A 19,445-nucleotide genomic window follows, 5' to 3' on the forward strand; every position below is an offset into this window, starting at 1 on the left:
ACAAAAGCAGAAAACTTACGCCGCGACGTGAATGCTGATCAGAGTTATTGTGTCCCGAACAGCTCCTCCAGCATTTGCCAGAGACGATCTTTTTCGCCATCGGTCATTCGACCGAACACTCAACGGTAAGCAACATGCTCAACTGACAGTAAATCCTGAAAAAGGCCCGGACCCTGTTTCAACACGCTGAACGGATATTTTTCTCAAGACTTTGACGCCGACCAAGATGCCCACACCCATGGCGAACGGCAATTCCCAACTGCAATGAGCCGGACTGGAAATTGTTTGAATCAATGCACTCAAGACGCCTGTACCGATGCATACCCTACCGACGGAATCGAACACGCCGGCCATGCGTAGGTGGCCCGAGAGTAGTTGAGGAGAGCTAGATGGCTTCCCGGCTAAAGCCACTTTATGTTCCATGCTGCGATACATAACCACAAACCCCGTCGCGCACGCAGAGAAGGCGGCTACCGTTGGCATGAGCCACACGCTCGCATAGGCGTATTCACCCGGTATACGGATCACGAGCCACGTCAACGCCGCCCCGGAGAGGGCCGCGAAAAGACAGCTGATGATCGACGAAATATTTGTCATGGTGAATTCCTCCGCACTCAGCGCACTAAGCGTTCTTTACGAGCTTGGCGAGTTTTTCGTGAGAAGTAGATAGATGCTTCATGAAACGAAGCGTGTTGCGATGCGGACTCAATCAAGGTGACTATGGCACCCGAAACCACTCCGTTCTTGGACAAAGTTGACGACGAAGGATGAAAAATCACTCCTTCGCAGATACCTAACGAACTCAGTCAGCCAGGCCGCAAGCACGGGTCACTTCCTCCCAAAGCCGATCAGTCTCGCCATCGGCGATGACTTGATAGGCGTTTCTACCTTCAAACACCCTGTGATGCATGCACATCCATCGCACCGCGCGCGCCCGGTCGCCAAGCCCGCTTATCAGCGTATTGGAGAAATCGCTGAGGTGCTCCTCAAGGATCGAGAACGCGACAAAGGCTGTCTTCTCCTTCATGGAATAGGCCTCTTCGAGTTGCGCGCTCACCGTCTCGAATGGATTTCTCTCTCTCATGTGCGTGACCCCAAAAATCAGTCGCGATAGCCACGCCCAATCGATCTCAAAAAACCTATAACGAGGCCGACATCACCCGCCTGGACCAATTCCTTAGCCGTCTTGCCGCCGAGTTCACTTATCTTCGCCGTCAGGTACCAATCGCGTAAGCGTTCTTCTTCATGGTCGATTTCTCTAGCCAATCGCAGCACAGCCTCGAAGTCCTTATCCAATACACCATTGTGAGCGGCATTGGTTGTGGGAGCCTTCTGCCATGTGGCCGCCAAAAGGTGTGTCGCCATCGTGCAATCCTCATCACGGGCCAGTGCAGGCTACAGTACGCACAATGCCGATCTTCTTCTTGTAGGTTTTTGCACTGGAATGTGGGTTTTTCCAAATCGCCCGCTGGAATCCACGCCGGTTGGCACCGCCGTATGCGGGGAGCAATAGGCCGTGCTAGGTAACGAAGAAAAATACACTTTTGAGCATTGAATTGCCCCATACGTCAGCGCATAGTCGCTACGCTTGAGGACAAAGTGGGGATCCCGCTCACATCCGGATTTTTGGTGCGTGTGGTGGAGAACAGGTGACTCTTTTGAGCGAGACCAAAGAACGATTCGGGATCCTCGTTGTGGATGACCATCCCGTCATGCGAGACGGGTTGCGGGCAGTCATCGAACAAGAATCCGATATGGAATTAGCCGGCGAAGCCGCCGATGGCAAGGAAGCGATCGATCAGTTTCGAAAGCTGCTTCCCGACGTCATGTTGATCGACCTCCAGATGCCTGTCATGGACGGGTTGCAGGCCATTACCGCCATTCGTGCCGAATTTCCCGACGCGATCATCATCGTGCTAACGACCTTCCCTGGAGACGCGCGAGTGGTTCGAGCCTTTACGCTCGGCGCCACGTCCTACCTTCTGAAGACCGCTCGTCGTGACGAAATCATTAAGGCGATACGTGGTGCACTCGCTGGTCGCCATATCGTGGCCCCTGAGGTAGCTCAAGAAATTGCAAGCCATACGGGACGAGAGAGACTGACTGATCGTGAGGTTGTCGTTCTTTCTCTTGTGGCTCAAGGACGCAGTAATCGCGATATCGCTGAGGCACTGAATGTCACCGAAGATACGGTCAAGGCACGCATGAAGAGCATCATGGCCAAACTGGGCGCTGAGGACCGCACTCACGCCGTGATGATCGCCGTCAAGCGTGGCTTCCTGGATTCGTTACCCTAGCGAGCTGGCGCCCTAACCAACTACGCACTTTCCGCTCTTCTGGAGGAGGCTTGGGACTTGCGCCATACACCGGGGGTCACACCCGATTTTTGCGCAAAGACGCGGCTAAAGTGACTTTGATCCGAAAAGCCAGCATTAAAGGCAATTTGTGCCAAGGACGCATCGGTGCTCGACATGAGTTCGATCGCCAGGTCGATGCGACGGTTGAGTAGCCACTGATGTGGCGACACCCCGGTACTCCTCTTAAATCCTCTCACTAGCGCCCCGGCGGACAGGCCACAGGCTTCCGCGAGCTCAGAGATCGAAATGCCCTCAAATAGTCGATCACGCATCATCTGCATGACTAGCCGCTGTTGCCATGGGGCGAGCGTACCTTTGACGATGGTGCTAGTAGACGAAGACCCGGCGTAGTTTGAAGCGAAGTAAGCACATACGCCCTGAAGGAGGTGGTCTACGAGCGGCTGATGAAAACCCTGTGGATTACGAAGGATAGTCAACAGCGTTTGGCCAATGCACAGGATGGTTGAATCCTTGACGCATTCGCCAGGCTGCAAAGCAATGTCCCCGGCACTCGGATCATCGAATTCTCCGTTTACTTCGCCGATCGCGCTTCGCGGCATGTAGAAATACAACGAATGAAGCGGATCGCCAATGTATATAAAAGGATCTCTGCGTAAATCTAGGAGATATGTGGTGCCCGCCTCATATGCCGTCGAACATACCGATCGACCATCGCACCACAACTCGTGCGCGGTCTGCTGCATGAAGTTCAAGCAGATTAGATAGGCATCATCGTTTCCTATCGGCGAGGTCATTCCGTAGCCGACTTTGTCGATACTCAGCTCTGTAACAGCGAGTCGGCTTCCTTCCTTTGTCTGACTCTGAAGCGTAGGCGGACTACTTATCTGAAACGAACGTCCTAACCTTTCACCATATGCACCTTCATACATAGCCGTCTCTCTCAACCTGATATGTACACCTGCGCTCATCTAAACGTTACGCGCATTCAGAGCTGCCCGATGCCTCCATCAGGGTAGAATTCTTGACCCAAAGGAATAATTCGAATGGCTCAAAAGTGTATGTCGACATGTCAGAGCAGTTCGTTTCGTGTCGGAAGGCGGACATCACCGCTTAGGCCTGGGCATGTCAGATAACACCGTAGCCAGAGACGAACCGGACACGTGGTCGAGATCGATCGAATTCGTGGCCTAGTCAGCCGCTGTGGCGGCTGGCTCCTCTTCCGAGAGTTGCTTGACGCCTATGCTCAGGCTCGATAGAAAACATTGGAATTTAGAGACGTTGCTATATGTCGCCGCTAAGATGAGTGGCGACATGTAGGTCTTGGCGCGAATCGATTTAATGCTCAGGGCAGAAGGGAGGCTGGCGGTTGGTCATGGCAATCACAGACGAGGCCATGTCCCCAGCAAGGGAGCGGAAGACGCGTTGCTCGGCGTCGACCAATTCATCGATACCGCCGGTCGCATGCTCGAAGAAAACACGCTGACATGACGATGACTTCATCTTTTCCCCTTGGTCCAGAGAAACCCACCAGCTGGCCACAAGCTCAACATGAGATCCCATCGTCGCATCGAGCTTTTGAATTTTGACGCCTACTTGCGGGATGGAGGCCCCCGTACTGTCGACGCCTTGAACATCATCCAAACCGTAGTCCTGCCGCCAGGCATCCCCCAAGGCAGCCCTGATTTCATCTGTTAAAGGCGCGGCCCATCGATCTGCTGGCTCTCGGATCAAGGTGTTGCCGCTATCGCGAACCACCAATTCCGCGGCATCCACTTCTGCGGGGATTTGCACCGTTGTCAAGCGTGCCTTGAACTTCGAGGCCGAAGTCTCTGGATTGCTGGTCCCCGGTTGCAGGGTGTGAAATCGGAAACCAGTGGAAGCACATCCCACAAGAAGCGCCAACACGATCACCATCGCATAGATCTTCATGGATGACCGCCTTGCGGTGCTTCGCCGCCCGAAGAGTGGTCGGAAGACGAAGCATTCGGACGACCGCGGATCAAGGATTCCGGATGTTCGTTCAACATATCCGACAAACCTCGCAGGGAGTAACTCAGTCGGGTCAACTCGACGAGGAGTTGGTTGAGGTTCGTTTGTAGAGACGACTCGGGTTGCAGCGCGCCGTTGGCTGTCTGGAGGGTCAATGTCGCCTGCCCCAGGGTCGCATGCGCAGTAGGAATGGTCTGCGTATTGAGGAGATGGAGTGTCTTACCCAGTTCAGCGACGTCGTGATCGACCCCTTTTCCGATCGAATCGAAAGGAATTTTCTGGATTTTATTGACCATGCCGGCCAGTTGTTCTGGCAATTGGCTCAAACTGCCCGGAACGGTGGGTATCGACAGAGGCCTGCGCTGCTCGTCAAACGATACGGTAGATGCATGGGGGACAAAGTCGAACGATATGTAGAGCTGCCCAGTGAGCAAATTTCCCGAGCGCGCTTGTGCTCTCAATCCATCTTTCACCATGGATCCGACAAAGCTGGCCACTTGCGCTTCATTGCCCTCGCTTGACGGAAACTTGGCTAGCACCGGCCCCAATCGATGTGCGTAAACAACCAGATCGACGACCACGCTAAACTTTCGTGTAGGTGGGTCGTAATCGAGGGCGACCTTGCGCACGTCTCCCACGTTGACTCCGAAGAACTCAACCGCAGCCCCTTTCTCTAAACCTCGAAGGGCCTCCGGAAAGCGAAGCTGAAAAAAGATAGGCGTGCCCTCGCGATCGGACATCGCCGTGTCCTGGTCGACCGTCAACGGAAATACCGTGTCCGGTGCAACCTCGGTCAAGTCTTTCGCTTCGGAGGCGTTATCAAATGCGATGCCTCCGGACACAATCGTCGCCAACGACTGAGTTCGCATCTTGAGTCCGGTGGAGGTGAGCGATACATCCAGCCCGCTGGCATTCCAGAATCGCGTGGCGTCACTGACAAACTGATCGTAAGGCGCGCGAACGAAGACACTAATTGCAACGGTCTTCGTCGCACCGTCGAGTGAGTATGCCGATACTCTTCCCACTTCGATGTGTCGAAAATACAAGGGCGAACCCACATTGATCGAATTCAGGTCATCCGTCTTCAATACAAAACTACGCCCCTGCTCTCCGCTGGTAACCATCGGAGGGTTCTCAAGCGCGACGTAGGATTTCTTTGACTTTCCTGAGGTGCCTTGATCAAGTGCGATATAGGCCCCGGAAAGCAATGTATCGATTCCCGATATCCCCCCAGGACCAATTTGTGGACGCACCATCCAAAATTGCGTATTGGCGTGGAGCAGGCGCTGCGCGCTCTTCTCAAATTGCACCGTCGCCAGAACGCGGTCGTCGTCATTCAGTGCAACCGAACTGACTGTGCCGACAACGACTTCTTTATATTTGACGAGGGTCTTGCCCGCCTGCAAACCGGAGGCTGAGTCGAAGGTCACCACGACCGAGGGGCCCTGTTGAAGCTTTGCATGGACCAGCAGGCCAATGCCGATCGCGATCGCGATGATAGGAATGACCCACACGATCGGTGTGCGGTGCCTTCGAGGTTGAATACGGGGATCGCGAAATGGGCCTGGAGGAGAGGTTGTAGGCTCAGCCATGATCCACCTTTCGATCCCACGTTAAGCGCCCATCAAAGCTAAGCGCAGACATCATGGTCAGCACCACCACAGCACCAAAGAAAACGATACCGAGCCGCGGCTCGGCGACACCAAGCGCATTAAATTGAATAAGCGCGGCAACAATGGCTACGACAAGGACATCGAGCATCGACCAATAGCCAATCCCTTCGACGAACTTCAGAAGTCGAGTCTTGCCTGCCATCGCGTGTTCCGTGGTCGATCCATTCCACAATAGAAAACTCATGGCGATGAACTTCGTGCATGGCACGGCGACGCTGGCCAGAAAAATCAGCAGAGCGATATCCCACGAGCCGGATTCCCAAAACTCCATGATGCCGCCGACGATCGTGCTATCAGCTTCATCACCCAGCATCTTCGTATACATCACCGGATAGATATTCGCGGGGATATACAACGCCAATGCCGCGATGAGATAGGCGGTTGATCGCGCATGTGAATTGTGCTTCCGAACACGCAAGGCGCTTCCACATCGCCCGCAATAGAGCGTCTCAATCTCACAGCGGGATCGACCGTCGCGAACCATTCCGCAGAGGTGACAGGAGACCAAATCGAGTTCGCACGCCCTCACACCATTCGACATGGCAAATGCCTCTCATACAGGCGCCACAGCTCGTCAGTGTCGTGCGCTGTAATAACCACCATAAGTGGCGCAAGCAACGCGACGCAGACCACCCCTGCCCCGGCCACCACATGTAAGTAGCTGGACAACTTAACGATGGCCACCAACACGCCGAGCAAGAAAACTTCGGTCATGCCCCAGGGGCGGCTGACATGAAGAAAGCGCAAGATGTTGACGAAGTAAGGACACGCTCTTCCAGCAACGGCAAATGACAGCAGCCACAATAGGAGTACGATCTGAAATCCCGGTATTCCAATGATGACGATTCCTGCGGCGATTGCCGTAGGCGTCCCAGGCCCTTGCGCCAACGCCGAGATGGATTGCCACACGGTCGCTTCGCTTTGCAAACCGTCGAGACTGATGGTCGCCATTGGGAACGTATTGGCAAAAATGAACAAGCATCCGGCTGTGATCGTCCATGCTAGCCACGCACCGATCGAAAGCAGCGCCCCCTTTCCAAGCCGTGAACCGCAGCGCCTGCAGAAACAACTGGCGCCTTGCGCCATGGTCTGTCGGTCGTAGACCTCATCGCACTGCTCGCAGAGCATGAGATCGGGATGAATGTGCACCTCTTTACTCATGTCGCCACCGCACCTCTCGTAATGACATGAGTTTTGATGATTGTTACTACTTTCTACGAAGCCCTTCCAATAGCCAACCTCACTTTCGGTAAAATTTTTCTACTCTTTCGAGTCATCGCTGCTTCCAGTCAACTTCTCAGAGCACTTCGCCAAGACAAGGCAGCACAAATTCAAGGAACACTTTCACGGCCAGCGTGTTACAACGGCGAGTAGGCAGCAAGGCATACAACTTCCCTGCATGGGGTGCCCAGGTGCTCTCCGTGTCGAAGAGTTCGATCAGTTCGCCGGACGACAACGCCCGACGACATAGATATCGTGGCAGGCAGGCCGCACCAAGTCCGCCTATGGCCGCGGCACCACGGCCTCCTGGCTAGCTTCAACGCAAAACGAATGGCTCGCACGAGAATGGTAGCAGCGTGATTCCACTAGCGAGTGCCCACTGGCGGCACGACCCTCTCAGGTTTTTCGCTCAGAGGTTCGGGTATCAAACGCGAGCTGCGTTGCCCACTGAAATAGGACCAGAGCCACTGCATTTGAACCCGTAGACGGTTTTGCAGCTGCGGCAGGAACATCACGTGAAGGAACGCCCAGAGGAGCCAGGTTGCGAAGCCGCTTGTGCGGATGCGGCCGCGCTCCAAGACAGCAAAATTCTTTCCAACCACGGCCATGTTGCCTCGGTCGAAATACTCAAAGGGTTTCGAATCTGACCGGCGCTTCCGAATTTCTCCGGCAATCCGTTTGCCAACGTAGCGACCTTGCTGGATCGCCACCTGTGCAACGCCAGGCAGTGGCCGATCTGCCTGAATGAACGCAGCGGCATCCCCCACCACGAATACGTTCGGGTGATCTGCCAGAGAAAGAAAAGGTCCAACACAAGCACGGCCTGCACGATCTGTCGTCGTGTCCAGCATTTTGACAATCGGAGATGCCTGGACACCCGCCGTCCACAAAACTGTTGCGCTTTCGATTCTCTCACCGGAAGTGAACACACCTCGTTCGTCGACAACTTCAACTACGACGCCGGTGCGGACAGTTACCCCTAGTTTCTCGAGCCGCCGAGCTGCCTTGTGAGAAAGTGATTCGTCGAAATTGGCGAGAATGCGCTTGCCGCCTTCAAGAAGGAGAATCGTAGTGTCGACAGCGTCAATGCGTCGAAAGTTGCGACGCAGCGTAATGCGAGCCATCTGCGCGATTGAAGCGGCGAGTTCCACACCGGTCGCACCTCCGCCTACCAGAACGAAAGTGAGGGCCCGGGAGCGTTCCTCAAGATCGTCTGTCTGCTCGGCTAATTCGTAAGCGCTGAGCACCCGTGCACGAATTACTTCTGCATCCGCCAGTGTTTTAAGACTAGGTGCGTAGGCCGCAAATTCGTCGTGCCCGAAGTAGGTCGGGTGCACTCCTGTGGCAACTACCAAATAGTCGAAGGCCAGCCTTCGCTCTGGCAGCCCAGGGGCTTTAAGGCGCACGATCTTGGAGGCAAGATCCACACCAGTGACTTCGCCCATCATCACCGACAGATTGGGTTGCTCTTGGGAGAGCTGCCGTAGCGGCGCAGCCACTTCTGATGGGGCCAACACAGCAGTTGCCACTTGATACAGTAGTGGCTGGAATATGTGATGGTTTCGACGATCCAGCAGTAGGACCTCTGCATCGCATCCCTTCAGCGCGCGAACAGCCGCGACACCACCGAAGCCGCCACCAAGAATGATGATTCGTTTCAATGGCATGTTCGGCGACTTCCGAAGTTTTGGCCGAAGTCGGAGAGGATGGTCGTTGCGGCAGGTCCCGCGATGTGACCGGCCAAATCAGCGACTTTTAGAACCGAAACGATATTTGCGTGCTGCGGCATGGCTTGCCTTCGGAACGACTAATGTGTGTGAGGCATCGGCGAGGCCATTGCCACTGAAATCATCCGCAAACTTTTATCACCGAACCACTTAATAAAGAATTGGAATAAATGACAACTTGGTTGTTGATTTACACATTCACCTCGCCTCGTGTGCTACCTACGAGACGTGTGTACCCAAAGCTCGGCGAAGTCAATATTGAGAGACAGTCAAGCATCGTGCCCTGAGTATTCGTTGAGGGGCTCAAGTGCGCTGCGAGATCAAAACCAAAGCGATCAACATCCAAGGTCGAAATCTCTACCGGCTGATGGCCCTGGAATCGGGGTGGGTCACATGGGATCGGACTCTAAAGCTTCGTGCTACTCAGATTGGGGGAGACGTCGTCGCCCCAATTTTCGAACACTTTGAACCTGAAGTTGGCCCATCCGTCGCCGGAAAGCACATTGATCCAATGCACAGCCAATTCGTGAAATACAGCTGCGATTGTTCGAAGGGAAGATGTACCTGACAGCAACACGTCGGGACAGACACCATGATCCAAAACGGTGAGACGAGTTATCAAGCTGACTGCAACCACCTCCCCTCCGATCTCGCCGGCGCGTCGCCCATACGCCACCGCAATGTCATGTGCCTTCGTGGCCTCCTCGCGTTTAGCATTGCAGCCCCTATCCATCCCGCCATGGCGGCAACCCGCTGGGAGATCCAGAGTGGTCCAAGTTATATGGACTCCACCAGCACGACCGCTGTATTCGTCGAGAGCATATTCAACGAGAAGAGCATCGGCTCAAGTCGCTTTACTTGGTCACCGGAAGTCTCGCTGGGCTGGATCGAGGGTCGCGAAATTCAGCGCTTCCAATACGGCCGCTACACGACGAAGAACCCCATCGGACTGGTCGCATGCGGAGTACGAGTCCACTACGGCGACGCTGGCGATTGGTACCGGTCACTGTTCGTCAGCTTTCAGCCAGCGCTTCATAGCGGGCGAACGCAGGCTTTGAGCAGCGCTTATGAATTCGTCAGCACAGTCGGTTGGCAGGGGCAGCACTTCAGTTTTCAGATTCGTCATATCTCCAACGGTGCGCTTCACAAACCCAATCGTGGGGAAACGATGGCGCTAGTAGGATTCGCCCTTAATCTCTAATCGCTCACCGAGACCTTCCTGGATCACGAATGTGACCAGGGTGACCAGATCTGGCTTCAATGAATTTCGATCGAAATGCTGAAAATATGACGTAGCAAGTTCGGTGGGATGATGATTTCCTAAACCAAACGACTGAAGGAGCTGGAGGCCGAGAACACATGGCTGAAGAAGCTACTGGCCGAGTCGATGCTGGAGAGCGCGATCACCCGGGAAGCGCTTCGAAAAAAAAGCGGTGACCGCACCTGCACGACGACAGCTGGTGCGGCAGAAGACGACTCGAGGATTGGGCAAACGACGCGCACTGCGGTGGTGCGTATGAGTGCCAGCGCGCAGCGCTATGCGTCGCGCCCTGGCCGCAACGGGACATGATCAGGCCATCGACCCGGACCTCGGTGCCTATGGCACGACCACGCTAGGCACTACCTTATAACCGTACTCAATCGCCCTTATTGACAGAAGTCATCGACACTGACAATCGATATTAACTATCGAAACTATAGAAAAACGATTTGTGCTATTTCGTCGCAGGCTGGACGATCAAGCGCGTTCCTTGTCGTAGATACATCGGATCAGCTCTCTCGTCAGTGCATTCTCCAGTCGAGCGCACAAGCTCCACAGAGTTGGGCACTGCCCTATGCAGATGTTCCTGATGCTTTGGTCCACTTATCAGTCCTGCACTTGTAGCCCATTCGAAGGAGAAGTTACATGTCAACCGAAGCGAAGTGCCTTTTTAACCACACCGTGACATGCGGCGGCGCATCGAATACCGACTGGTGGCCGAACAAACTCAACGCTAAGCTTCTGCGCCAGCACTCGAACAAGTCGAACCCGCTGGGTGAAACCTTCAATTACGCCGAGAAGTTCAAGAAACTCGATTACGCAGCGCTTAAAAGGGATCTGCTGACACTGCTGACCGATTCGCAGGATTGGTGGCCCGCCGACTTCGGCCATTACGGCCCGCAGTTCATCCGCATGGCATGGCACGCCGCTGGCACCTATCGCACTGGAGATGGCCGCGGAGGTGCCGGCCGCGGCCAGCAACGTTTCGCCCCGCTCAACAGCTGGCCGGACAATGTGAACATCGACAAGTCACATCGCCTACTCTGGCCAATCAAGCAGAAATACGGCCAGAAGATTTCCTGGGCGGACCTCCTGGTTCTCACAGGCAACGTCGCGCTGGAATCCATGGGCTTTCGTACCTTTGGCTTCGGCGCAGGGCGCGAGGACACTTGGGAGCCAGATGAGGATATCTATTGGGGCAGCGAAAAAGTGTGGCTTGCGCCGACCGACAACCCCAACAGCCGCTACTCCGGTGACCGCGACTTGGAAAATCCGCTGGCCGCCGTGCAGATGGGCCTGATCTACGTGAACCCGGAAGGCCCGGACGGGAATGGCGATCCGATCTCCGCTGCCAGGGATATACGTGAAACCTTCGCCCGCATGGCGATGGACGACGAGGAAACCGTCGCGCTAATCGCCGGCGGCCATACCTTCGGCAAGACCCACGGTGCCGGCCCAGCCGATAACGTCGGTCCCGAACCGGAAGCCGCTTCATTGGAAGAACAGGGCTTGGGCTGGAAGAGCAAGTTCGGCAGCGGCAAGGCTGGCGACGCGATCACTTCGGGCATTGAAGTGACCTGGACGCAAACTCCAGTGCAATGGAGCAATCACTTCTTCGAGAACCTGTTCAAGTACGAGTGGGAGCAGACCAGGAGCCCGGCCGGGGCCATCCAGTGGGTCGCCAAGGGCGCCAAAGCAGTGATCCCGGACGCGCATGACAAGTCAAAGAAACGCTTGCCGACCATGCTCACCACCGACCTCTCGCTGCGCTATGACCCAGCCTACGAGAAGATCTCGCGTAAGTTCCTCAATAATCCGCAGGCCTTTGCTGACGCCTTTGCCCGCGCGTGGTTCAAGCTAACCCATCGCGACATGGGCCCGAAGGCGCGCTACCTCGGCCCGGAAGTGCCCAACGAAGATCTGATCTGGCAGGACCCGCTCCCCAAGGCAACCTTGCCGTCGCCAAGTTCCTCGGATATCGCTGACCTGAAAGCGAAGATCATCGCCTCTGGCCTCACGGTGTCCGAACTGGTATCCACGGCATGGGCCTCCGCATCCACCTTTCGTGGCAGCGACAAGCGTGGCGGCGCCAACGGCGCACGTATCCGCCTCGCTCCGCAGAAGGACTGGGCCGCAAACGAACCGGCCAAGCTGGCCAAGGTGCTGGCCAAGCTGGCAGAAATCCAGAAAGCTTCCGGCAAACTGTCGCTCGCCGACCTGATTGTTTTGGCCGGTGGCGTGGGCATCGAGCAAGCCGCCAAGGCAGCAGGCGTAAGCGTAGAAGTGTCTTTCGCACCTGGACGCGCCGATGCCATGCAGGAGCAGACCGATGTCGAATCCTTCGCGGTACTGGAGCCCCTCGCCGATGGTTTCCGAAACTATGAGAAAGCTAAATACAGCATCCCGGCCGAAGCCCTGCTGATCGACAAGGCCCAGTTGCTCACCCTTACTGCGTCGGAGCTCATCGTACTAATCGGTGGCCTACGCGCGATAAACATCAATGCCGGCAACAGCAAGCATGGTGTGTTCACTAGCAAGCCTGGCACATTGAGCAATGACTTCTTCGTCAATCTGCTCGATATGGGTACGGAGTGGAAACAGGCCACCGATGGTACCTACGAAGGCAAGGATCGCAGGACTGGCGTTACCAAATGGACCGGAACGCGTGCCGATCTGGTGTTCGGTTCCAACTCCGAACTGCGCGCGCTGGCCGAGGTATATGCCTGCTCCGATGCCAAGGAGAAGTTCGTGAAGGACTTCGTGGCGGCTTGGGTCAAGGCGATGAATCTTGACCGCTTCGATCTGGCGTGAGTTCGTTTGATTCTCTGTCATGAAGAGCAGGAAGCACTCACGCCTACGCCAGGTGAAGCTTTCTTTCATTTTCCACCATGATTTGGTGATGGTCATCCACGCTGGATGACCATCACCTCGCTCAACCGGATAAGCCGCTCTGAGTTCGATGCCTAGAAGGTCCTTTGGACTTCCAGATGCGCGTCGCGCCTGACCGCTTGAGGCGGAATACCAAACCCCCGCATGAAGGCGTCGCGCAAGTGGCGGCGATCGCGAAAGCCGGTCTCTTTGGCGATCACGTCAAACGGATGCCGGCTCTGCTCGATCATCAGCCGCGCAGCCTCCAGTCGTAGCCTTTCCACGGCTTTCGCAGGGGACTGTCCCGTTTCGAGCGTGAAGACACGACTGAACTGACGCGGACTCAAGTGGGCCGCTTCGGCCAACTCCTCGACGGTCAGCGCGCGGCTCAGGTTCTGGCGCGCATAGTTCAACGCGTTCTGGATGCGATCGGACTTCGGTGCCAGGTCCAGCATCTCGGAATGCTGCGACTGGTCGCCCGCCCGGCGCTGATGCATGACCAGGCCATGCGCCACCGAACGGGCCGTGTCCCCGCCAAGATCTTTTTCCACCATCGCAAGCGCGAGGTCCAGGCCGGCCGTCATGCCGGCGGAAGTCCAGACCGAACCGTCGACAATGTAGATGCGGTCTTCTTCCACGCGAATGTCCGGAAAGCGCTTCTGCATCTCGCGCGCGTACGCCCAGTGCGTTGTGGCGCGCCGTCCCGCCAACCGGGCAAGGTTCCGCTCCGCTTCGGCGGTGCTCGATATCGGCGGTGCCGTATGGCACCTGAAGGACCAGCCCGACCTGTTCCAGGATATCGAAGTGGCCACGAACCTGCGCAGCCAGAACCTCGCGATTACCTCGCGTAGATCAGATTGGCGAGGCACATTCAGACAGGACGAGGTGCGCATCGATCATGGAGGATGCTCTCTGGGTCACCAGCCGACATGGCGGTATTGATCCCTTAGATCCAGCAACCACCCTGATCGGATTCAGTCGAGTTCATTTCGGAGCGAACGTATGCAGGCTCTTGGGATCTGGCGAAGTGGCTCAGCAACAGTCAGCGCCCAAGGGCCCCATCGAGCAGGACGACGGTTCGGCGCGAGATTACCCTCCTCTACCCTCGATAACGCACCCTAATCATCCGCCCTGCTGTCTATCCCATAGTTGAAAAGGGCGGGCATAGACACGAGTGCCGGAAAGTCACGAACGGCCTTGCGAGCGCATGCGTCCCATCCATAGTTCAAAGTCCTTGCCAGTGAAATCCGTGAGAACTTCGCGATAGCTACAGCCGCTGGCGCATTCGACCTCCATGCCTACTGGGCAGTCTCGTGATCGTAGATGCGTTCCGCTGCATTGAGGGCAACGGCCTACCGGGGCGATGGTTCGCCAATCGGAATAGGAACCCTGGTGGTCTGTCACATCGAACCTCCTCGACACGCTGTCGCGTTGATGCACAAAAAGTCAGGGTGGAAAAAGCCCGTTAGCACTTCTGCCTGCATGACGAACATCGCGTTGAACACCACCCCTTCATGACAAGCGCTCCGGGTGCGCCACATAGCTCGCAAATCGTTGCTGACTCCTGTTCCGCGGCATCGATTAGCCGGAAAACTTCCTCGTCCCCACCATCGACATAGAACCGTAGCGTGCCGAACTTCTCTTTGACCTGCGTCGCAACGATGTCCAACCCAATGGATTCGATATGTGTGGAAATCGCCTGACTAAGGCGATGGATCAAGTCCGTCCATCCATCCCCGCACTCGAAGCCCCAGAGCGCGATCAGGGTGGGGCTATCCTGACGAACGGGGTCAAGCCTTTGCAATCGGTATAGCTGCGGGAAGGCTGACTGTAGTCGTTGAGAATTTTCAGAGTTCATACGGGCACCTAGAATTGGTGCCCCCGGTAGGATTCGAACCTACGTGAGCGGCTTATCTGGCCGCTGCCTCAACCGGGTATAAGCCGGTCGCCTTAACCTCTCGGCCACGGGGGCGAAGAAATACGCTTGAGAACTCGCTCAAATGCGGGTTCGTGGTATTCGTTCGCAGTGGCAGAGAGGCTTGCTCATGGGCCAAGGCTACCAGCTTCAATTTCTCTATGGGTGTACGTTTATGGGGCGGCACTACTGGGTTGAGTCCCGAACCTTTCGGGAGCCACATGACATCGTTCTTTGAGTGCCAAGGAAACGAGGTCTTCGCTTCAAATTGAAACCGTCCACGTGACTTTCAATGAAGACCGCCATGGCACCGCGATAGCGAATGGCCGCTGGCGGAATCGCCAGCCCCAACACTCGGGCAATGTCCGTCGCATACACGATCTGGGCGGGAGTCGGCGGCTTGAGATCCGGGTCGAGACACTCTGTCACGGAAGCCGCCAAGCATTCCGCAAGACGAAGCATTAGGTCTCCCGACGTCCCCTTGCTGGCCGCCCTCGACTGCTGTGCCTCCCAAGCCTCCCGAATGTAGGCATCGGCGGCGATCGGAATGACCCACACATCGTCCGAATAAGACTGGCGTGTCACAGATACTTCTCGCTGAAAGGCGGCCGCCCGGGCTCTGCTTGCTCCTATGCTACGTAATTCGTAGTATCGGTGGCAAGGCAAAGTTACGAATCTCGTAGCCCCAAGCTTCCGATTCGTCTCAATGCCGCCGAAAGTAGATCCTCGGGCCGTTTTTTGTGCTCGCCTCAAGCAAGCGCGCGAAGCGGCGGGACTCTCACAGAAAGAGCTAGGCATACTCGCCGGACTGGATCGGTTTGTGGCGAGCACGCGAATCAACCGCTACGAGAAAGGCATTCACAAGGCTGATGTGCAGACGGCTGAGCGCCTTGCACGAGTTTTGACGGTACCGCTTGCCTATCTCTATTCTGGGGATGAGCGCCTCGCCCGCGCAATCATTGCCTTTTCGCGGCTTTCAAGGGAAAAGCAAGATGCTCTGCTCCGAGAGATGGAGGAGATGCTGCGGTCCTAGACATGGTTTGTACCATCTAGGTGGAAGCCCTACACGGGCCAGCCTGCATGGTGTCATACCATACGGTATGACGTCATACCACATTGTTTCGTAAATGAAATTTCTATTGACCGGACGCAACACACGGTTATAGCTTCGGCCGTGCGCAATGGTGCGTACGACGAGGAGAACTTTCTGCGGCTATCGCCGCGCACGCCATATTGTCTGGCTGCGGTGGCCGCGCCGGCCGCATGAGCCCAGGCAGCTCAATCGCACTTTTAGTCCTGAAAAAAAGAAAATCCCCGCTTGGCGGCGGGGACTTGGACTTACTGATCACACGTCTGTAGGTTCCCATTTTCCTTTTTCCAGGTCAAGCCCTTTTCGCGTCCCGTCACCGGGTACGCGACGGGCAGGTTTTGCCGAACAAGAGGATATCTGTCATGACCTACGACCGTTTCGCCGATCTATTCGCAGCCACACTTATCCACCCACGATGCCCTTCCAGGGAGTGCATCAAGAAAGGTGATGGAGCGCGTCCTTGCAGGCCCAATTCTGGGTTTGCGGACCCACATCCTGATATCGGCTTCGCCTCGCTCCCACCTGCCCCTCGTTCTAGTAGCGGACCGGCTGACCCAACGACCTTCCCCGGGGACTAGAGCGCCCCGGGCGAAGCTCTATTGAATTTCATCCGAATCGTCGCCTTACAGCGGCGGCCCATTTCGATGCCCCTTGCGGGGACGTCGACGCCTTGAATTCGTGAAGAGGAGCATTTTCTATGAGTGCTGGAACGAGTGCGACCGCCACACCCACGCCGGGCACGGGTCACTATGTGACGCCTGAGCTGCCCTACAAGCCTCGCGCGCTATCCCGTGGAGAAGCCACGAGTCGCGAGATTTTCGTCTTCTACTCACCACGCAACCAGCGCATCGTCACCGTCTGTGAATACCTGCATCTGGCACTGGCGATGCAACTGGAATTCACGCCTACGCTGACGACCTATGTGGAGCGTCCATGCCGACTCGCTCTGGGACCCAAGCAAACCATTGATGTCGCCTTTTGGACCCGAGACAAAAGTGGAGAAAGTGGGAAAACTGGGCAGGAACGTTTCCTGCTGGCCATCCCGAAGGCCGGTACGGTAGGCAATGCTCGCGACAGCACTGCTCTTCGTGACCGCGCACGCATGGAAGGTGCCGCCGAACGCCATGGCATCCATTTGACGTACATCGTCGAGCAGGAGCTCCTGGCCGCAAGCACGCAACTGCGGACGCACTTCCTGCTCTTGCCGCATGTGCAATCCGCCCGTCGCGTGCTGGCACGTACCACCATCCGCCAAGGGTTGCTGGCGTATTTCAACACCATGCCGCGGGCTAGCTTCCAACAGCTAACCGCCGCCTTCGACAACTTCAGCCCCGACCATGTCGTCGCCGTGGCAGCCGCCATGGTTCACGAAGGAGGCCTTCGGCTTGTCGACTCTGCGCCCCTGTCTTTGCACACGATGCTGGAGGTGACCCATGCTGCGTGAACGAAATGCGATCCATAGCGAGGAAGAGCTGAGCAAGTGGTACCGCCCGCCTCAAGATACGGTTGCGGAGAAGTATCGGGCTCGCTACAACGCTCGGTGCGCCGCCCTTCATGCCGTTCTGATTGGTGAGACCAATCTCAGTGCTGCCGCCAAAGATCACAGTCTTTGTCGCAAGCGGCTTCGGTCCATGATCGAACGCGCCCTTCGCCTCGCACCGGATGGTCAGCCCTATGGCTTTCGTGTCTGTGTTCCGTGGGGCGGGTATTGCAAGGCTGAGACGTCTATCGAGGTGAGCATGCCCACGCGGGCGGTGCCCCATGCGATCGCAACCCTATTGCTGGCACAGCCGCAAATCGGCACTTGGGTAGGTGCCTACAGCCGACCGCTGCCGCCCGGCAGGGCGCCGCGCAGCTTTATTCGCCTGCACGACAAGATCGTCAAGGAACTCAAACGCCTGGATCTCCACGCGTATTACCCCCTGAACCAGCCCGATAAGGGCAAACGGGCGTTACTCCGGTACATCCGCACGCGTCGTATCGAAACGGCTCCCATGCCTGGCATGGACGAACTGGACGCCGTCCAGCCCACCGCTTTGGCAGAAATCTTTCGTGGGCACCCGTTTGACCGGATGGAGCTCGATGGTCACCGCATCGACATCGAGGCGGCCATGCAGATCAAGATGCCCAAGGGGGGATTGGCCACCCGCAATCTGACGGCGTTGTGGTTCCTGGCCGAAGTCGAGTGTGAGTCGCGCGCGATCACATCTTGGACCCTGCGCGTGGGACGCAACTACAACAGTCTGGATGTGACAGAGTGCATTGCGAGCAGTTTGCAATCATGGGTTCCACGCGACCTGACAATCCCCAATCTTGCCTACGCGCCTGGTGCGGGCATGCCCTCTGGCTTGCCTCCGCCGATTCAATTCCGCCGCGGGCGGATGTTGGCTCTCGACAACCACAAGGCGCACCACGCGCATGACGTGGAACAGGCCTTCTGTCGCGCCCATGACGGGATCCTCACCTTTGGCCTGCCGCATCAACCCCGCACGCGCCCCATCATTGAACAGCTCTTCTCACGTCTGGAGAAAGGCGCTTTTCGCGACATCGCAGGTGGCTTCGAACCCGCGACCAAGTTGGGCGAGCACAAGTTGCGCATCAGCAACTTTGCACCGGAAGATCACCCCATCCAACTTCATCTGCTGGAAGAACTGCTGGACGTCATTGTTGCCAACTACAACGCCACGCCCCACCCGGCCTTGGGCAATATGAGCCCCCTGCAATACCTACAGCAGCGCTCGCATGAGCGTCATTGGTTCTATGAGCCAAGCGATGCCGACGCCTGCGCGGTTGATATGAGCAGCGTGTTGGTTCCGGTCAAAGTGTTGGGCAATCGCAAGACCGGCGTCATGCCTCACATCAACTATGCCTACGTGCGTTATCGGAGTCCCGAGCTCGACAATAGTTGGGAGCTGATCGGCAAGACTCTCACTGCACGCGTCCTTCGACAGGACTTGCGCACCATCGCCTTGTACCGCACCGCCACACAACCTGTAGGCATCCTGCGGGCCACTGGCCCGTGGTCACACACCCGACACGACGAAACCACACGGAAGTTGATTTATCAGTGGTCGCGGCAACCGGGCGGCCTGTCACTCGCCGGAGCGGACTGCGCGGTCAGCGCCTATATCAACTTCTTGCGTCAATCCGCCAAGCAGTCCCAACAGGCCGTGGACCAGTTGGCTCGCATCCAGCAGCAGCATCCAACGATGCCGGTCCCTCCCGCACGGCACTCGCTCATGGACACACCCATTCGCGCGCCGCGTCGTGGCTGGGTCAGCCTGGACAAGATGCGCGACGCCTAACTTCATCTGCCATGGCGCCCTCCGGGCGGACCACGTGGGTCCGCCCGGAGATCATCCCTTTTGATCTCGGAGCACCCG

The 19,445-nt window shown here is 56.7% G+C and carries 16 protein-coding genes, 1 tRNA gene and 1 pseudogene; 7 read left to right on the forward strand and 11 right to left on the reverse strand.

Annotated elements, in window-relative coordinates:
- Positions 1–138 precede the first annotated feature (138 nt).
- The 3 genes from EAH75_RS04755 to EAH75_RS04765 form a co-directional block, all read right to left on the reverse strand.
- A complete protein-coding gene (locus EAH75_RS04755; RefSeq protein ID WP_140804573.1) occupies positions 139–597 on the reverse strand; it encodes a hypothetical protein in 459 nt (152 codons plus the stop codon).
- Positions 598–802: 205 nt separating this feature from the next.
- The gene (locus EAH75_RS04760; RefSeq protein ID WP_161596289.1) at positions 803–1,027 is read right to left on the reverse strand and encodes a hypothetical protein; all 225 of its coding nucleotides are present in this window, start codon (positions 1,025–1,027) and stop codon (positions 803–805) included.
- Between the two features lie 74 nt (positions 1,028–1,101).
- Positions 1,102–1,365 carry a hypothetical protein gene (locus EAH75_RS04765; protein WP_140804577.1) on the reverse strand — a complete coding sequence of 88 codons (264 nt, stop codon included), beginning with the start codon at positions 1,363–1,365 and terminating at the stop codon, positions 1,102–1,104.
- 293 nt (positions 1,366–1,658) lie between these two features.
- Here EAH75_RS04765 and EAH75_RS04770 point away from each other — a divergent pair, with 293 nt between their 5' ends.
- Positions 1,659–2,297 carry a response regulator gene (locus EAH75_RS04770; protein WP_140804579.1) on the forward strand — a complete coding sequence of 213 codons (639 nt, stop codon included), beginning with the start codon at positions 1,659–1,661 and terminating at the stop codon, positions 2,295–2,297.
- 20 nt (positions 2,298–2,317) lie between these two features.
- Here EAH75_RS04770 and EAH75_RS04775 read toward each other — a convergent pair whose 3' ends face one another.
- The 6 genes from EAH75_RS04775 to EAH75_RS04805 form a co-directional block, all read right to left on the reverse strand.
- Positions 2,318–3,061, reverse strand: a complete 744-nt coding sequence (locus EAH75_RS04775; protein ID WP_161596290.1) for a helix-turn-helix domain-containing protein — start codon at positions 3,059–3,061, stop codon at positions 2,318–2,320.
- Between the two features lie 592 nt (positions 3,062–3,653).
- Entirely contained in the window at positions 3,654–4,247 is a 594-nt protein-coding gene (locus EAH75_RS04780; RefSeq protein ID WP_140804583.1) for a PqiC family protein, read from the reverse strand.
- The gene (locus tag EAH75_RS04785) at positions 4,244–5,899 is read right to left on the reverse strand and encodes an intermembrane transport protein PqiB (RefSeq protein ID WP_140804585.1); all 1,656 of its coding nucleotides are present in this window, start codon (positions 5,897–5,899) and stop codon (positions 4,244–4,246) included. The genes EAH75_RS04780 and EAH75_RS04785 overlap by 4 nt, the downstream gene beginning before the upstream one ends.
- Positions 5,892–6,398 (reverse strand): paraquat-inducible protein A, encoded by a 507-nt coding sequence (locus EAH75_RS04790; protein WP_241668889.1) that lies wholly within the window; start codon positions 6,396–6,398, stop codon positions 5,892–5,894. Before EAH75_RS04790 ends, EAH75_RS04785 begins: the two co-directional genes overlap by 8 nt.
- 107 nt (positions 6,399–6,505) lie before the next feature.
- Entirely contained in the window at positions 6,506–7,141 is a 636-nt protein-coding gene (locus EAH75_RS04795; RefSeq protein ID WP_140804589.1) for a paraquat-inducible protein A, read from the reverse strand.
- 425 nt (positions 7,142–7,566) lie between these two features.
- Entirely contained in the window at positions 7,567–8,868 is a 1,302-nt protein-coding gene (locus tag EAH75_RS04805; RefSeq protein WP_140804591.1) for an NAD(P)/FAD-dependent oxidoreductase, read from the reverse strand.
- A 652-nt stretch (positions 8,869–9,520) separates the two neighbouring features.
- On the opposite strand from EAH75_RS04805, the gene EAH75_RS04810 reads away from it, so the two are divergent.
- The 3 genes and pseudogenes from EAH75_RS04810 to katG all read left to right on the forward strand — a co-directional run bounded on the left by EAH75_RS04810 (position 9,521) and on the right by katG (position 13,000).
- Positions 9,521–10,129, forward strand: a complete 609-nt coding sequence (locus tag EAH75_RS04810; protein WP_343182727.1) for an acyloxyacyl hydrolase — start codon at positions 9,521–9,523, stop codon at positions 10,127–10,129.
- 90 nt (positions 10,130–10,219) lie between these two features.
- Positions 10,220–10,489: pseudogene (locus EAH75_RS20135) on the forward strand (IS3 family transposase); the annotation flags it as partial.
- Between the two features lie 345 nt (positions 10,490–10,834).
- On the forward strand, positions 10,835–13,000 hold the full coding sequence (gene katG / locus EAH75_RS04815) for a catalase/peroxidase HPI (RefSeq protein ID WP_140804593.1): 2,166 nt from the start codon (positions 10,835–10,837) through the stop codon (positions 12,998–13,000).
- Positions 13,001–13,152: 152 nt separating this feature from the next.
- Here katG and EAH75_RS04820 read toward each other — a convergent pair whose 3' ends face one another.
- Complete coding sequence (locus EAH75_RS04820; RefSeq protein WP_241668890.1) at positions 13,153–13,722, reverse strand: GlxA family transcriptional regulator; 570 nt, start codon at positions 13,720–13,722, stop codon at positions 13,153–13,155.
- 1,208 nt (positions 13,723–14,930) lie between these two features.
- Positions 14,931–15,029, reverse strand: a tRNA-Ile gene (locus EAH75_RS04825).
- A gap of 649 nt (positions 15,030–15,678) precedes the next feature.
- Between EAH75_RS04825 and EAH75_RS04830 the strand changes: the two genes are divergently transcribed.
- From EAH75_RS04830 to EAH75_RS04840, 3 genes are all read left to right on the forward strand, one after another.
- A complete protein-coding gene (locus EAH75_RS04830) occupies positions 15,679–16,005 on the forward strand; it encodes a helix-turn-helix domain-containing protein (RefSeq protein WP_140804595.1) in 327 nt (108 codons plus the stop codon).
- A gap of 754 nt (positions 16,006–16,759) precedes the next feature.
- The gene (locus tag EAH75_RS04835; RefSeq protein WP_140804597.1) at positions 16,760–17,506 is read left to right on the forward strand and encodes a hypothetical protein; all 747 of its coding nucleotides are present in this window, start codon (positions 16,760–16,762) and stop codon (positions 17,504–17,506) included.
- Positions 17,496–19,367, forward strand: a complete 1,872-nt coding sequence (locus EAH75_RS04840) for a hypothetical protein (RefSeq protein WP_140804600.1) — start codon at positions 17,496–17,498, stop codon at positions 19,365–19,367. Before EAH75_RS04835 ends, EAH75_RS04840 begins: the two co-directional genes overlap by 11 nt.
- Positions 19,368–19,445: the final 78 nt, after the last annotated feature.

The sequence above is a fragment of the Rhodanobacter glycinis genome (assembly GCF_006438785.1).
Lineage (GTDB): Bacteria > Pseudomonadota > Gammaproteobacteria > Xanthomonadales > Rhodanobacteraceae > Rhodanobacter > Rhodanobacter glycinis_A.